Raw genomic sequence first — 16,258 nt, forward strand, 5'->3', positions numbered from 1 at the left:
TCAGTGATCCTGTTTTTTGAAGCGAGAGCGTCATGTCGGTTTATCTGTTCGCCACGGTGTTGCTGGCTGCAGTGGCTGCATTGGTGATTCCCAGACTCGGATACAGCCCTGACAACAATGATCTATTGTATGTCTCGATCGGGCTGGCAGGGTGCCTTGCGGCGTTTCTGCTCAGCATGGCGTACGGTGCGCGCCGCACGGCGCCGCGCGTCGTGCGCACGACCGAGTCGCCAGAGCTTGGCGCATTCGCCGCCAATCTTTCCACGCCCGCCGTGCTGCTCGACAACGACGCTCTGGTGTTCGTCAACAGCGCGTTTCTCAAGCACGCGCGTTGGGAGTCCTACGCGGATGAAATCGTCGGAATGCCCTTCAGCAATCTCGTCCATCCGCAGTCGTTGCTTGATTTGACGGCGTTGCTCACGCAGTCGCGCGACGGCGAAGAGCGCACCTCGGGCTCGCTGCGCATTGCCTATGGCGACGGCAGTTTTCGTCTGCACCCCGTCACGGCGTTGCGCGCGCGCGGCTCGCGCATGACGCTGCTGCAATTCCCCGCGCCGCATACGAGCGCCGATGCGCAGCGCAGCGAGCTTCAATTGCTGCAGCACTGCAAGGATGCTGTGTTGCAGCTACCCCAGCCGCTGTTCCGCGTCGACCGGGAGTTACGTCTGATCTTTTCTAATCCGGCATGGCGCAGCCTGATGCGCGCGGTCGGCAGCGACGCGGAGCTCAAGCCGTTCTCTTCGTTCTTTCATCCCGAAGACGCCGAGACGCTGAATGCGCGCGTGAAGGCGCTGCTCGACGGATCCCTGAGCGAACTGGTCACGGAAGCGCGCCTCATTCGCGCCGACAACACCACGGCTCACGTCGAATTGCGCCTGCACGCCGTCACTGACGACGAAGGCGTGCTGGACGGCGCCGTCGGCCTCGCGACGGACATCTCCAATCGCCGCCGCAACGAAGAGGCACTGCGTGCGAGCCGGCGCAGTCTGCGCACGCTGCTGTCCAACCTGCGGGCGATGATCTATCGCGGGCAGAACAATCGCGACTGGTCGATGGAATTCGTCAGTGAAGGGTGCTTCGATCTGACGGGCTACGAAGCGTTCGAACTGATCGACGAAAGCCGCCTGGCGTTCCGCTCGCTGATTCATCCCGACGACCGCGAGTTCGTCTGGAACGAAGTGCAGGCGCGCGTCGTCGCCCGCGAGCCGTATGAACTGACCTATCGGATCGTGGACCGCTCGGGACAGACCAAGTGGGTATGGGATCAGGGTTGCGGCGTCTATTCGGCGCGCGACGAACTGATGGGACTCGAAGGGTTCATCGTTGAAGTGGCGCGCAGGCAGATGGTCGAGGAAAACGCGCGTCGCCGGTTGACGTTCGAGCATTCGACAGGACTCGCGAGCGCGTCGATGTTCGTCGGCCGGATGGAGTTCGCGGCGGCCATCTCGGCGCGAACGGCGCTGCCGTGCGCGATCTTCGCGATCAACGTCGGCGAACTCGAGCACGTCGCGGCGCGCTTCGGGCAGGACTACGCCGATCGCGTGATGATCGACCTGGGCAGGCGGCTCGAAGCGACGCAAGGGCAGCTCAATTGCGCGGCCCTGCTGGACCCGCATGTGTTCGTGGTGATGGTGGTCGATTTCAGCACTGACGCGCTCGCGTGGTGCGGCGACGCGCAAGCGCTTGCGCAACGCGCGGCGGCGAATCCGGATGCCGTGCTCGACGAGCTTCAGGACGAGTTGCGCGGGCTGCTCGAAGCGCCCGTTCGTATCGAAGGCCATGAATTCAGCGTGCCGACTCGCATCGGCTGTGCGTCGATCGGGCATGGCAAGGGCGATCCGAAGAACGTGCTTGACCACGTGCTGGCGGCATCCGGTTGGGAAGCAACGGGCGAAGCCTGAACCGTTTCAAGGCATGCTCATGCTGCTGCGCATGTCGAGCAGCGCGAGCACGGGTTCGAGCGAGCGATCCGGCATGCCTTCCGCTTCGAGGCGCGCGAATTCGAGCAAAGCCCGTTCATGGCGGGCGAGTTCGGCCAGTATCGCCGCGTCTTCCGGGGCGGTATTGCGCGCCAGTTCGTCGTATAGCGTGACGAACCGGCCGATCTCCTCGATGAACCACGCAATGAACACGGGCCACGATTGCCCCGCGTGCCGCTGCGCTAGTCGAATGCCTTTCTCGCGCTGCGCCGCTTCGTCGATGCCGGCAATGCCGAGACGGGTCATTAGCGGCATCATGCGCATGGCCGTCTGCGCTTCGAGCCGCGCCAGCGTCGCGAGCTTGCGCTGACGGTCGGGCGCCTTGGCTTCGCGGGCCATGGCGGCGAACCACGCTTCACCGTATAGCTCGCCTTCGTAGGCCGCCTTGATGCTGGCGATGTATGCGGTTCTGTCCACTTGCGAGTCTCCTTGAGCGGGTGGCGTTGAGCGGTATCCGTCACGCCGGAAACACGGCGAAATGATGGGACAGCCAGACGACCAGCACGCTCGCCACCAGCGTTGCATACGGAAGCCAGGCGGCGCGGCGCCGGGTCGTGCCGTGGTCCGGCCGCAGTTCCAGGTCGTCCAGCATGGCGTCGGGGAAGCGGCCTTTGTCCTGCACGTAGTGGCGATAGATGAACACGGGGATGATCAGCGCGATCGCCATGAGTCCGTTGCGCAAGGTGCCCGGTCCCCAGATGTCCGCGCCCGCGCCGACGCACACCAGGTCGATGAACCCGCACAGTGCGCCGAGTGCCAGCAGCCAGTTCGGGCATTTGAACGGACGCGCCCAGGTCGGGCGATCGAGCCGGTGAATCCAGCCTGCCTGAAGATTCAGGAACACGAACGCGAAATAGCAGACGTTGGACATCGCGAGCACGGCGACGTTATCCGACATCATCAGCAGGATCAGGTTGAAGCAGAGATCGGTCCACATCGCCCGCGTGGGCGCGCCGTGCTCGTTTACATGCGACAGATAGCGCGGCAGCCAGCCGTCGACGGAGGCCTGATACAGCGTTCTGGACGAGCCCATCATCGACGTCATCACCGACAGCAGCAACGTGAAGACGAGCATCACGACGATCAGGTAGAAGATCGCGGCACCGCCACCGATGATTCGTGCCATCGCGGCCGCGACGCCCGTGCCGTCGTAAATCTCGGGCGCGAGCAGCCCCTTGAGTCCCATCGCACCCTGGAACGACAGCGGCACGAGGATGTACACCGCGAGGCACAGCAGGCCGGAGTAGAAGATCGCCTTGAAGGTGTCGGTTTTCGGATTCTTGAACTCGCGCGTGTAGCACACGGCGGTTTCGAAGCCGAAGGTCGACCATCCCGCGACGAAGAGTCCACCCATCATCAGCGTCCAGCCGGCTGCATTCCATGTTCCCGGAACGACGTTGCCTTTGGCGTCGTGCGCAAGCGGCAGCAACGGAAACCAGTTGCTCATGTGGACGGTGCCGGTGAGCAGCGGCTCGAGACCGAAGACGCTCAGCGGAATCAGGGCAACGATGCCCATGTACTTCTGCAGCTTCGCGGCGCGCTCGGCGCCGTGGTGCTGAACGAAGAACGTCAGCAGCAGCAGGGCCGCGCCCAGGATGAAGGTCGAGTTGATGCGCAGGCTCAGGCCGTCCTTGATGAAGTCGAGTTTCATCAGCGTGAACGACCACGTGTTGATGGCGGCATCGACGGGAAAGAGCGCGGAGAGAACGTAGCTCGCGCCGAGTCCAGTGCCGAGCGCCAGCACGGGCGACCACGCGAACCAGTTGCACCATACGGACACGGGCGCAAGCAACTTCGAGTACCGGACCCACGCAATGGCGCCGTAAATCGATGCGCCTCCCGACTTGTGAGGAAAGAGCCCGGAGATTTCGGCATACGTGAAGCACTGGATAAAGCCAATGGAAATGGACGCGATCCAGATGATCCATGCGGGCTGGCCGACCGTGGCGGCAATCGCGCCCAATGTAAAGAGCACGAATGCGGGCGAGCCGCTCGCCACCCAGAAGGCATCCTTCCATGTCAGCGAGCGTTTGAGGGTGGACCGCATGCCGTCGTCGGCCAGTCCCTCCAGACGATGAATCTCTTCGGTTGCACTCAATCTGTGTCTCCTCGATCATGTGCCCCGGCGACGTGTCGCGGCCATGATCTGTCGCTAAGGAAGAACCTGCCATGAATTCATGGTGCAATGTGCAACCTCCCGCTCACAATACCTCGGGGTAGGTAAGACACCCGTGCATTCCAGCACGGATGGAATGGCCCATGCATGGCGTCACGGCTAGCCGTTTGCGGTGCGCTTCTTCTTTTCCGGGTCGTCGAACGGCAATGCCGCAGCCGTTGCACGCGCATCGAGACTGCCTTTCACTTCCAGCGCGACGCCGTTGCGGGCATGTGCAACATTCATGCGTGCAATGGCGAGAGAGCGGTTAGTGAGCCGCGAATACATGCCACACGTGACGACCCCGACCTGTTCTCCGTCTCGCCACAGGGTGTCGCCTGCCGACGCGGCTTTGGATGCTGCAATGTCGACACCATAGATCCTGAAGCGCTCTTTCCCGGCAAGCCGGAAATGTTCACGCGCGCCGCAGAACTCCGTCTTGCCGGGCGACACCGTGAAGTCGAGGCCGAGTTCCCACAACGTGTCGCCCGCCTTTTCGTCCGCGAATGGATACATCTCCGAGTTGTCGTACGGGTAGAACAGGAGATAGCTCTCCACCCGCAACCAGTCCAGCGCGAGGAATGCGCATGGCACGATGCCGAATGCCGCGCCTTCGGCGAGTATCGTGTCCCAGATCAGCGGCGCGTCGGCCGCCTTGCAGAAGATCTCGTAGCCGCGTTCACCCGTATAGCCGGTCCGCGAGATCATCACGGGCCGCCCGAAAAGGCGGGTTTGCACGTGATGGAAGTAGGGCAGATCGCGGATGCCGGGAACATGCTCCGCGAGGAAATCCACCGCCTGCGGTCCCTGCAGCGACAGGTCGTGCAGATCGTCATCGAACAGTACGGCGACCTGGCGGCCCTGCGCGGAACGCACGAGACGCTCGTAGCCCGTGCCCGCGCCATGCACGACCATAAAGGCATTGGGTCCCGTGCGGTAGACGATGCAGTCGTCGATGAACTTGCCTTCCTCGTTCAGTATCGCGGCGTAAGCCGACTTGCCGGGATACAGCTTGCCGATGTCGCGTGTCGTCGCCCAGTCGAGCAGGCTTTCGGCGTGCGGGCCCACGTAGTGGACTTTTTTCAGGCCGGATACGTCCATCAGTCCGGCTTTCGTACGGATCGCCTCGTGATGGTCGGCAAGGTCCGTCGAATAGGTCCACGCCGTGCCCATGCCGTTCCAGTCCTCGAGACTCGAGCCCAGGGCACGGTGACGGTCTGCGAGCGCCGAGATGCGCCAGGAATTTGCCATAGAACACTCCGTTAGGTCGATGATCGGATTCGCGCGTGTCGTCGTGTGCGCAGGTGAGATCGTTTCTTATCGACGACAAATGCTCAATCCGTTAGTCGGGGTACGACTCATGAGGTAGACGAAACGGGGAATGGGGCAGGCCGCGATTGCAGGCGCGAGCAGCACATGCAGATCAGGCACTGCGTATGCTTCCGTCGATAATGCGGCGGGCGCCCGATAAAACCTGTTTGCGCGTACCTTGTCAGGACGCGTCGGTATGGATGGCATGGCGACGGCGTGGCGTTTCAAGCGCCTCTCTATTGCTCTGAAGAGAGGCGTAGCTCCAGCCGCGGTGCAGTAAAGCGGCAGATAGTGCCTGTCTTTTCCACGACAGGGCTATTATCAATCTGGAGTTGCATCATGAAGGTCATTCGGGCCACGTGGCAAGCGCTCTGCGTCTTCGGCAGCATCTCGTTGTACGTGGCGGCATTTTTCCTCTGGTCTGCGATTGCCGCGGGCGCTGGCTGGATGCTCGCGCACCTGCCGGATGTCTGGTCTGAACATCTCGACAGCGAGTCGAGCATGGGCTTGGCAATTGCGGCTATCACGTCCTACGCCGTTGTTGCCGGTGCGCTCTTTCTCGCGTTTTGCTGCGGCATCGTGCAAATGCTTGCGGACGCATATACGGCAATGCTGCTTTGCGTGCGCAAACGGCGTTCACGACTTGCATCCCCTCCAATCCAGCGTCGCCGGCCGTTCTTTGTTCGGAGGCCAGCAGCAGGCAGCGCCTCAGCCCGGATAGATAGTCCGCCAGCCGCAACCGGCGCAGAAGCGAAAATAGGTGCGGGACGGTAGCATCCACCCAGCGCGCGTAGGCGAACAGGACGACGACGCCGGCTGCCACCGACGCGGGACTTTGGTCGATGTCTTGTCCTTGCCTAAGGCGTCGATGTCCGGATGGCGTTTGAAACGCCGCCGTTGATCGCTCGCTGACCTTATCGCACCTTCCCATGTTTGTTGTTATCGAAAGAGCGGCCCCTTTGCCGATCGATGGGATTGGTGAACTCGTCGAAAAGTCGATAGTGAATGTCAGCTTTGACGGTCCCGTCGCAACAAACCGCATAAACGAATCGACTCGAGCGTATGCACTCGAGCAGCTTCATGCCGAAAACGAAACACAGGAAATCGCATCGCGTATCGCGCGCTATTTCGCGTCGCGTTTCGACGCGGGGGGGGCGTATGTGCTCACTGCAACTGACGGTCGCCTCTTCTGATCTGCGGCAGACGCTCGACGATGCGCGTGCTGCGGCTGAATGGGCATGTTCGGCTGGCGGCGATCTGCACCTCGCCATCGAGCTGACATCGCGATGCCTTGCATGCTCACCATCCAGAGCCACTTAACGCGCGCCCGATAGCGTTGCGGGCGATGATCTGGCATGAGGATTGCATTAAGGGGCGGAACTTTCCACACAGTTAATCACTATGGAGCGCTCCGAACCTGCAAGTTTGAACAGCACGGACGAACCAGGCCGGATATCGACCGGGGTGGCCGGGCTTGACGACGTCCTGAATGGCGGCTTGATTCCGAACCGGATCTACCTCGTCGAAGGCGTGCCCGGTGCGGGAAAAACTACGCTCGGGCTGCATTTTCTGCTTGATGGCATCCGCCGCGGGGAATCCGGACTCTACATCACCCTGTCGGAGACAGCGGTTGAGCTCGCGGCCGTCGCGCGATCTCATCATTGGTCTCTGGAGGGGCTTTCCATTCACGAGCTGGTCAGCGAAGACGGACTGGCGGCGGATGCCGGACAGTCTGTTTTGCATCCGTCCGAGGTTGAACTGGGCGAGACGGTCGACGAAGTGCGCCGCAAGGTTCTGGATCTGAACCCGCGCCGGATCGTATTCGACAGCCTGTCGGAATTGAGGTTGCTCGCCCAGGACGCGCTCAAGTACCGGCGGCAGGTGCTGGCGTTGAAGCAATTTTTCTCCACTCGGGGGTGCACCGTCTGGCTGCTGGACGACAAGACCTCGCAACTGGGTGACCTGCAGCTTCATAGCATCACGCATGGCGTCATCGAGCTTGATCAGCGGGTGCAGGAGTATGGCGCCGAACAGCGGCGTCTACGCGTCGTCAAGATGCGGGGCATCAAGTTTGTGGGCGGCCACCACGATTTCAGGCTCGATACGGGCGGCATCACCGTCTATCCGCGCCTCGTTGCGGCTTCGCACCGTCGCGAATTCAACAACACCGCGCAGTCGACGGGTGTGAAAGAACTGGACGCGCTGCTCGGCGGCGGGCTGATTCCGGGAACCAGCACGTTGCTGGTCGGCCCTTCCGGCGTTGGCAAGACCACCACGTCGGTGCGCTGTGCGCTGACGGCACTGCAACGTGGCGAGGCCGTCAAATATCTGCTGTTTGACGAGACGCTCCGCACACTCATGTCGCGGTCAAGGCAACTGGATATGGCGCTCGACGGGTACATCGACAACGGTCAACTGTCACTCCAGCAGATCGATCCCGCTGAAATGTCACCTGGCCAATTTGCGACGGTCGTGCGTGAAGCGGTCGAGCAGGACGGCGCCTCAATGGTCGTGCTCGACAGCCTGAACGCGTACATGCAGGCCATGCCCGGGCACAGATATCTGCTCCTGCAGATGCATGAACTGCTGAGCTATCTGAATCAGCAGGGCGTGACGACGCTCCTCGTACTCGGCCAGCATGGACTCATCGGTAACGTGGCTTCCGAAGTCGACCTCAGCTACCTGAGCGATGCGCTGCTTCTCTTCCGTTTCTTCGAGAGCGCTGGGGAAGTGTTGTCGGCGCTGTCAGTCCTCAAGAGCCGTACGAGTGAACATGAACGCACGATCCGTGAGTTTCGCGTCGATTCGGGCGGATTGCGCGTTGGACCGCCGCTGAAAGATTTCGAAGGCGTGCTTACTGGCTTGCCGTCATATCGTGGCGCGCAACCCCTGCTCGGGGAGCGTACCGGCGACTAGGAGCGTACCTTGGAAGAACGGATCCTGATCGTCGCGCCGCGCGGACGGGACGCGGAGGTTGTCGCACAGGTGCTGTCCCGCGAACGCATGGAATGCGTGGTCTGCACTAACGTCGGCCAACTGGTCGCCACGCTGCCCGAAGGGGCGGCTTGCGCGCTGATCGCTGATGAAGCGCTGGATGCACTTGCCTTGCGATCTCTCGACGGATGGTTGAGCACGCAGCCGCCCTGGTCTGACTTTCCGTTTGTGCTGCTGGTTGGCAACGGAAAGAAGGGCGTTCCGACGGCCGAGGGCCGGCGTCTCGAGGTGCTAGGAAATGTCATGCTGATCGAGCGGCCCGTCAGCGGTGAGGCACTCGTGAGTGCGGCGCGCAGCGCCCGGCGGGCAAGGCGCAGGCAATATCAGGCACGGGCGATGATCGCAGAGCGGGCCGCAGCGAACCTGCGGCTGGTGAACGCGGCACGTCAGAAGGACGAGTTCCTTGCGATGCTCGCCCATGAGTTGCGCAATCCGCTCGCGCCGATACGCAATGCGGCGGAGGCGATCCGGACAACGGATGCCGTGCTGCCGGCACGCGTGCAGTGGGCGCGCGAAATCATCGAGCGTCAGAGCCGACATTTGGCTAGTCTTCTTGAAGATCTACTCGACGTATCGCGCATTACCACCGGGAAGATCACATTGAAGCGCAACATCATCGAGCTCGGTGGCGTGCTCGCTGCAGCGATCGACGTGGCGAAGCTGGCGCTAGACGCGCACGGGCACACGCTTGTCGTGCGAGCCCCGGATGACAGCATATATCTGGACGCCGATGCAACGCGCCTCGCACAAGTGTTCGGCAACCTTCTCGACAACGCCGTGAAATACACACTCGATGGAGGCCGTATCGAGATCGACGTGACAGCAGAAGAAGGGCTGGTTACTGTTGCTGTCTCAGATAACGGAACTGGCATCGCGCCGGAGGAGCTTCCCGAGATTTTCGAACTCTTCTCACAATCAAATCGAGCTTTGGATCGTGCGCAAGGCGGCTTGGGCATTGGTTTATCGGTTGTCCGGTCGCTGATCGGCATGCACGGCGGGACCGTGCGCGCCGAAAGCGCCGGACTTGGGCTTGGGACCCGTATCGTGGTCACGCTGCCGACGGTCGACGCGCCGGTGCAGGGCAGCGACCGTGCGGACGATGTCGAACATGGGAACACGCAGATTCTCGACGTGCTTGTGGTTGACGACAACGTCGATGCAGCGAGTTCGCTTGCGTTGTTACTGGAATTGAATGGCCATCGCGTGCGCATCGCGCACGATGGGCTCCATGCACTTGATGCCTGCGCGGATGCGCAGCCTGATGCCGTGCTGCTGGACATCGGGCTGCCAGGGATGGACGGCTACGAAGTCGCTCAGCGCCTAAGGCAGATGGTGACGATGTCTCACGCCACCCTGATTGCGATCACCGGTTACGGGCAACCCGAGGATATTGCACGCGCCCGCGCTGCAGGCTTTGACCATCATCTGGTCAAGCCCGTCGAACCCGACACGCTCGCACTGTTGTTTGATGACGTAAGACAGAGCCGCGCCACACAGCTGCGATAACGACAATATCGATCGTCCTTGCCGGGCCGCTGCCGGCCCGAGCGCCGGGTTCAGTTCGCGGCGAGGAAAGCGACGGCATTGCCAGCTATCGTGTCCTGCCTGTGATGGTGGACGGCGTGATCGAGCAGGCCCTGGATACTGCCGCGTGTCTGCGTCGGACTCGCGCGAAATTTGAAGCCCGAACTCTGCAGATACTGTGAGCCATAGGCCTTCAGCCTGGAAAAATAAGCTACTCCGCTGTTGTACGTTGCCCGGTCGACTACGTCTCTGCCGTCTTCGTTTTCGTCTCTAAACAGGTTCACCATCGTCATCAGGCTGCCACATATACCTGTATTGAGCGTGAGCATGGGGATAAGCGGGCTGGCATCGCAGCCCTCCTGAAAGAAGGCCGAGAATCGGTCCACGTCGTGAATGATGCCGCCTCTATCCGGGTCCATGTTCGGCTGAAACTCCAGGCCGCGCGGGCCGGGGTCACGTGTGGCCAGTTCCCGTTCCTCGAGATAGAACTGCCGGGCCTTGACCAGGAACGCGTGGATCTTGCTTTGCTCCCACAGCCGGAAGGCGAACTTCACCAGCCACTCGACGCCTGTCACAATGGCCGATACGAGACTACCTGCGCCTGGCAGGAAAGAACTGAGCGCCATCGACACCGCACCCTTAAGGGTCGACCAAAGGCCCTGGAACATCCCTTTTTGCATTTCGCCTTCGAGCGCTGCCGCGATCAGCTCGGGGTGTCCTGCGTTCAGCTGGATGCGTCGCCTCTCAAGCCAGGCGCCCACTTTTTCCGCTGCGGCCCGCAATGTCTTGACGATGCCCGCACCGAGATCCATGGCAGCCCCGACGAACGGAGCTGCGCTGGCCAGACACTGGGTCACCACGATCTTGATCAAGGAACGGACGATGCCACCGGACAGCGTGAACGTGGAGGCCGACGCGCCAAGTAACCCGTTCTTGATCTTTTCAAATGCCCAGCTGACGGCGCTCTCTATCTCGCGCCGCAAATTGTTGAGCGTCTCAGTGATCGTGACGATGGCCGCGCCCGCCGCAGTGGCGGGTATCATCCACGGATTGAGGAACAGTGCTGGATCGTCCTTGATCATCTCGAACCCAGCTTTGCTAACCGGGTAGTTCCAGGTCACCTTTGATTTGAGAGGGCCACTATCGGCGTTATCCATAACCGGTCTGACTGTGCCCGTCGGCGACCATCGCCGTTCTCTGCCGAGCGGCTGACTGATGCCGAATGTCTCGTCGATCTTTTTGCCAGCTTTGGGCAACACCTTGACGGCCGTCGAGGATGTGCTGACGATTGCCTGTGCGGAAACCCGGTGTCCACCAAGATCGACATGCCGGCTCGCCTGACTGACGCTGTTCAGGTGGTCCATATTGGCAGCGAAACGGGAGCCCACCGCGCCGCCCACGGCCGCCACACCCTCCATGGCGATATTGAAGCAGTTCATGTCGATTTCGATATTGCCCAACAGATAAAGCACGCCGTAGCGCGAGTGTGGGATATCGAAGGACCGGATTCTGTTGCGGGCAGCGGCGGCCGACGCACGGACGGGGGCAATCGCTTTTGCCTCCTCGTAGATGTACTGCATCAGTCCGCCGCTCTCGGTGTTACGCGATACTTTGGACCAGTCGCCGCCTTTCTCGGCCAGATAGTCGTCGAGTGCATCGCGCAGGGTAGCGGCTTTGAGCGGATCGAAACGAGCAGTGCACCAGGCCGCGTATGCGGCATCAACGCGGCTTGTGCTCGCGCTGCGTGAACGGAACGTCAGCGCCGTTCGGCGGATCCACTCGCTGGCATTGACGACAATCAACGGCCCATTTGCGCCCATCTCCGACTCCCCGTATCGCTATTGTTGTCTATTGATCTATCCAGTCCGTGGGCAGCAGTATAGCTAACCGTCCAGCGATTTCCGCGGATCACGGTCGTGAAGTTCGCGCATGAGCTCTCGCACCCAGTGACGTTGATAGTCGGAGAGATGTCGTGATTCGTAAAGGACATTGAGCCTGGCGCGCCAATAGGTCGTTACGGCGTCGGATTGGCGAAATACAAACGCCCTCAGTACCTGGCTGAGATGCGCGATATCCCGTTCGACGAGCGTGTTCTTTTGCACCTCTTTACCGTCCTTGCGGCGATGTTGTCGCTGGCGCCGCGAACAATACACGGGACGAGGCGCAACAGCAATCACTTGCGCATCGTCGTTTTCCCCAGGCCGACGGTGGCAGTCTTCGACTGCGACTCTCGTGTTGCGGTCGCATCCATGTGAACCCGGTTGGGAGATGGTCAATGCAGAGTGAGCGTCTTATTGATGTTCATCGAATAGTTTTCGATGTTGATGAACTCCTCACAATATTCCAATTAGAGGGCTGCATTGCCGAGCTAATTTCCATTCAAGTAAAAAAGCAAATTCGCATCTGCATGTTTTCTGCAGGTGCGCTGCGTGCCAGCGTCGTGCAGTGGGCGAGCTTCCTTGCTTGCTACTTCGGGCGTGGACGGCCATACCTTCGTTAGCGAAGGCTAACGTTTAATCGTACGTCCGTCCTTTTTCGGTGCGAGACGAGGAACGTGCGGTGCGAGAGTCGCGCTAAATCCCATAGCGAAAATTCTCTCGCCCGCACGCCAACACTCGCCTTGTAGCTGAAAAAAAGCTGTGTTCTAATCCTGCCTGATTAAAAGGCCTGTGACCAAGTACCGATCGTGCTTGAATTCAACGAGGCCTTAAAAGAAAGTTCCGGTTTCTTCCATAACTGCCAACTACTCCTGACCAAGGTAGTGCTGTGGCATGGAAGCGACCGCGGGGGCGAGCGCCATGAAAACATGCTACCGGCGCTCGAAACGGCAGCCTTCCATCCAAGCAAGGCTTGCCTGGCCCGTCGTAGTGGGTAGCCTGATTCAAAGAATACTAAAGAAAGGCGCCCACGTTGACGACATCCCGTCAGCGGGGTCTGCTCGCACGCATGCTGCGAACGCGGTCCCGCGCTCTTCTCGAATATTTGCATCGCGCCCATCGCTCGCGGGCTATGCGGGCGAGTTGTTTCTTAAACAAACTCGTGCTTTTCCGGAGAGGTTTATGTCGAATAGTTTGCAGAAGTGGGTGGGACGCAATCGTCCGCCGCGTGTCCAGATCACCTACGACGTAGAAGTCGGCGACGCGGTTGAGAAGCGCGAGCTTCCGCTAGTGGTCGGTTTGCTGGCGGACCTCTCGGGACAGCCTGCAACGCCGCTCCCCAAGCTCAAGGAACGTCGTCTGGTCGAGATCGACCGTGACAACTTCGATGAGATCATGGGCAAGATCGCCCCGCGTCTCGACCTCTCCGTGCCGGACACGCTCAAGGGCGAGGGCAACATCAAGGTCGAACTGAAGTTCGAGAAGTTCCAGGATTTCCATCCCGAAAGCATCGTCAACCAGGTGCCGCGCCTCGCCAGGCTGCTCGAAGCGCGTCAGCAGCTGCGCGATCTGCTCGCCAAGCTCGACGGTAACGACGAACTCGATTCGATGCTCGAGCGTATCGTCCAGAACAGCGAGGAACTGAAGAAAGTTCAAAGTCAGGCGCATGCCAGCGATGCTCCCGTGGCTGCATCGGCGGCATCCGACGCAGTCGCAGAGCCGGCTGCTGCCCCGGACGACGCACCTGCCGCCTGATAAATAACGGACGAGATCCTGATTGCCCATTGCTGTGGGCGCAACGAACTTTCAGAGGTGATTCAGATGGCAAGCAACACTGCGGCCGGCGGCGCCGCACGCGAAACGCAGACACTCGACGCTTCAGCGGGTGCGGAACTGAGCCTGCTCGAGCGCATCGTTCATGAAGGCAACATGGCGGTCGAGCCGTCGCAAAGCGGCTACGCGAAAAAGCTGATCGGTCAGCTCGCTTCGCAGATTCTCGACGAAGGCATGCGCACCAGCCCGGACAAGAGCGTGGTCGCAATGATCAACGAACGTGTCGCTGAAATCGACAAATTGCTGTCGGACCAGCTAAACGCAATCATGCACGATGAAGCGTTCCAGGCGCTCGAAGCCTCATGGACAGGCTTGCATGATATGGTCTACGGCACCGAAACCGGACCGCAATTGAAGCTTCGCCTGCTGAATGTGACGAAGAAGGAACTGCTCAAGGACCTTGAAACGGCCGTCGACCACGACATGAGCACGCTCTTCAAGAAAATCTATGAAGAGGAATACGGCACATTCGGTGGTGCACCGTATTCGCTGCTGATCGGCGACTATTCGTTTGGCCGTCATCCGCAGGATATCGCGCTGCTCGAGCGTATCTCCAAAGTGGCTGCTGCCGCGCACGCTCCGTTTATTGCTTCAGCAGCGCCTGGACTGTTCGATCTGAAATCATTTACGGACCTCGGCGTCACCCGCGATCTGTCGAAGACCTTCGAAAGCGCCGAACTCGCCGCATGGCGCAGCTTCCGCGATTCGGAAGACTCGCGTTATGTTTCTCTGGTGCTGCCTTCGTATGCCGCGCGCCTGCCGTACGGAGCGAAGACGAAGCCCGTCGAGAACTTCAATTTCGAAGAAGATGTAGACGGTACGGATCACGGCAAGTATCTTTGGGCAAACTCGGCTTACCAGCTCGGCCTGCGCATCACCGATGCGTTCGCGAAGTACAGCTGGGCGACGGCGATCCGCGGCGTGGAAGGCGGTGGCAAGGTCGACAACATGGTGGCGCACACGTACAAGACCGGCGAAGGCGACATCGTTCTCAAATGCCCGACTGAAGTAACGATCACGGATCGTCGCGAGAAGGAACTGAACGACCTCGGTTTCATCGCACTGGTGAATTCGAAAGGCTCGAACTTCGCGACCTTCTTCGGCGGTCAGACGACCAACCGTCCCAAGGTCTACAACAAGGATGCCGCCAATGCCAACGCGCAGCTTTCGGCTCGCCTGCCGTACGTGCTCGCCGCGTCGCGCTTCGCGCACTACATGAAAGTGATCATGCGCGACAAGGTCGGAAGTTTCCAGTCGCGCAGCGATATCGAATCTTATCTGAACAACTGGGTTGCCGATTACGTACTGATCAATCCCTCGGCGTCGCACGCTCAGAAGGCGCGTTTCCCGCTGGGCGAAGCACGTGTGGACGTGACGGAAGTGCCGGGCAAGCCGGGCGCATACCGCGCGACCTGCTTCCTGAAACCGCATTTCCAGATGGAAGAGTTGACCGCGTCGATTCGTCTCGTCGCGGAACTGCCGGCAGCGGCAGCCTGATGTTCCGTCTCGCGCGGCCTCAAGCCGCGCGTACAACCGAATACATCAACCATTGACAAGAGATATTCATGGATACCGTTCTTCTTAAGATCAAGGACATCAAGGGCAATTCGACGCTCGACGGCGCGGCAGATCAAATCGTCCTGTACTCGTATTCGATTGGCGTCGCAATGACGATGAACCGTGACGTGGGCAACACGGAGCGCACGATGGGCCGCCCGAGCTTCCAGGAGTTCGGTCTCACCAAGGCGACCGATCAGGCCACGCCGGCACTCTATTCAGCATGTGCGGCGGGCACCAAGCTCGGCGATGCGACGATTTCGATCGGTCGCAACGAAAACGGCAAGTTCATGTCTCTGCTGCAGTACACGTTGAGCGACGCGATGATCTCGACGATCGCAACCAGCGGCAGCGGTGAATCGGTCGACAGCTTCTCCATCAACTTCTCGAAGATTACGACCGTCTACACGCAGCAGAACGTCGACTCGACCAAAAAGGGTACGGCTTCTTTCGGCTGGGATCTGTCGAAGAACGTGTCGGCGCCGCCGGCGGGCTGATAGGCTGACGGCCGGCGTTACTTCCAAACACGCCGTCAAAGCTTTACCTGTAGTGTTATCCGGAGTACTCGCGCAATGCCGGCAATCGTCAGCAGTTCATCGATGCCATTATTTGACCGCCTCGCCGCGAGCGGCGACGCACAGCTCTCTGGCGCCCATGCGCTGCGGGAGTCGGTTGCGCGCGAGCTCAGCAGACTGCTCAACACGCGGTCGCGCCTGACAATCGAAGCGTTTTTAGAAAGCGAAGGCACGGTACTGGAGTATGGCGTGCCGGACTTCTCCGAAAGATCCCTGCATTCCGGCCCGGACCGGGACGCGATTGCCAGTGTCGTCAAACGCGCGATCACGCTATTCGAGCCGCGCCTTGTCAATATCGTCGTGGGCTTTGTATTTCCTTCGGAGTACTCGGCGCACGCCGTGCTGACCATCGGCGCGGATATACGCTCGGGCGCGGACGTTGCGCACGTGGCGTTCGACATGGCCACGGACGGTCATGTTGTCGCCAGTACGCGCGGCGCGGATGAAGGCTGA

The 16,258-nt window shown here is 60.6% G+C and carries 13 protein-coding genes; 9 read left to right on the forward strand and 4 right to left on the reverse strand.

Annotated features, from left to right (window positions below; all coding sequences use genetic code 11):
* The first annotated feature begins 32 nt into the window (after positions 1-32).
* A complete protein-coding gene (locus tag BPHY_RS29835) occupies positions 33-1,901 on the forward strand; it encodes a PAS domain-containing protein (RefSeq protein WP_012405192.1) in 1,869 nt (622 codons plus the stop codon).
* Between the two features lie 6 nt (positions 1,902-1,907).
* On the opposite strand, the gene BPHY_RS29840 is transcribed toward BPHY_RS29835, so the two are convergent.
* The 3 genes from BPHY_RS29840 to BPHY_RS29850 form a co-directional block, all read right to left on the reverse strand.
* The gene (locus tag BPHY_RS29840) at positions 1,908-2,396 is read right to left on the reverse strand and encodes a hypothetical protein (protein ID WP_012405193.1); all 489 of its coding nucleotides are present in this window, start codon (positions 2,394-2,396) and stop codon (positions 1,908-1,910) included.
* Positions 2,397-2,436: 40 nt separating this feature from the next.
* Positions 2,437-4,026: an APC family permease gene (locus BPHY_RS29845; protein ID WP_244257716.1), complete on the reverse strand. Its 1,590-nt coding sequence runs from the start codon at positions 4,024-4,026 to the stop codon at positions 2,437-2,439.
* Positions 4,027-4,254: 228 nt separating this feature from the next.
* Positions 4,255-5,385: an aminomethyltransferase family protein gene (locus tag BPHY_RS29850; protein WP_012405195.1), complete on the reverse strand. Its 1,131-nt coding sequence runs from the start codon at positions 5,383-5,385 to the stop codon at positions 4,255-4,257.
* A 399-nt stretch (positions 5,386-5,784) separates the two neighbouring features.
* Between BPHY_RS29850 and BPHY_RS29855 the strand changes: the two genes are divergently transcribed.
* The 4 genes from BPHY_RS29855 (at position 5,785) to BPHY_RS29870 (ending at position 9,945) form a co-directional block, all read left to right on the forward strand.
* Positions 5,785-6,219, forward strand: coding sequence for a hypothetical protein (locus tag BPHY_RS29855; protein WP_012405196.1), 435 nt, complete (start codon positions 5,785-5,787; stop codon positions 6,217-6,219).
* Between the two features lie 155 nt (positions 6,220-6,374).
* The gene (locus BPHY_RS29860; protein ID WP_157686865.1) at positions 6,375-6,638 is read left to right on the forward strand and encodes a hypothetical protein; all 264 of its coding nucleotides are present in this window, start codon (positions 6,375-6,377) and stop codon (positions 6,636-6,638) included.
* Between the two features lie 208 nt (positions 6,639-6,846).
* A complete protein-coding gene (locus tag BPHY_RS29865; RefSeq protein ID WP_012405197.1) occupies positions 6,847-8,361 on the forward strand; it encodes an ATPase domain-containing protein in 1,515 nt (504 codons plus the stop codon).
* A gap of 9 nt (positions 8,362-8,370) precedes the next feature.
* Positions 8,371-9,945, forward strand: a complete 1,575-nt coding sequence (locus BPHY_RS29870; protein WP_012405198.1) for a hybrid sensor histidine kinase/response regulator — start codon at positions 8,371-8,373, stop codon at positions 9,943-9,945.
* 50 nt (positions 9,946-9,995) lie between these two features.
* On the opposite strand, the gene BPHY_RS29875 is transcribed toward BPHY_RS29870, so the two are convergent.
* Positions 9,996-11,783, reverse strand: a complete 1,788-nt coding sequence (locus BPHY_RS29875; protein WP_012405199.1) for a hypothetical protein — start codon at positions 11,781-11,783, stop codon at positions 9,996-9,998.
* 1,239 nt (positions 11,784-13,022) lie between these two features.
* Between BPHY_RS29875 and tssB the strand changes: the two genes are divergently transcribed.
* The 4 genes from tssB to tssE all read left to right on the forward strand — a co-directional run bounded on the left by tssB (position 13,023) and on the right by tssE (position 16,258).
* Positions 13,023-13,595 (forward strand): type VI secretion system contractile sheath small subunit, encoded by a 573-nt coding sequence (tssB, locus tag BPHY_RS29885; protein ID WP_012405201.1) that lies wholly within the window; start codon positions 13,023-13,025, stop codon positions 13,593-13,595.
* 66 nt (positions 13,596-13,661) lie between these two features.
* On the forward strand, positions 13,662-15,170 hold the full coding sequence (gene tssC, locus BPHY_RS29890; protein WP_012405202.1) for a type VI secretion system contractile sheath large subunit: 1,509 nt from the start codon (positions 13,662-13,664) through the stop codon (positions 15,168-15,170).
* A gap of 68 nt (positions 15,171-15,238) precedes the next feature.
* Positions 15,239-15,727, forward strand: a complete 489-nt coding sequence (locus tag BPHY_RS29895) for an Hcp family type VI secretion system effector (RefSeq protein WP_012405203.1) — start codon at positions 15,239-15,241, stop codon at positions 15,725-15,727.
* A gap of 75 nt (positions 15,728-15,802) precedes the next feature.
* Entirely contained in the window at positions 15,803-16,258 is a 456-nt protein-coding gene (gene tssE, locus BPHY_RS29900) for a type VI secretion system baseplate subunit TssE (RefSeq protein ID WP_012405204.1), read from the forward strand.

It is taken from the genome of Paraburkholderia phymatum STM815 (assembly GCF_000020045.1).
GTDB classification, from domain to species: Bacteria; Pseudomonadota; Gammaproteobacteria; order Burkholderiales; family Burkholderiaceae; genus Paraburkholderia; species Paraburkholderia phymatum.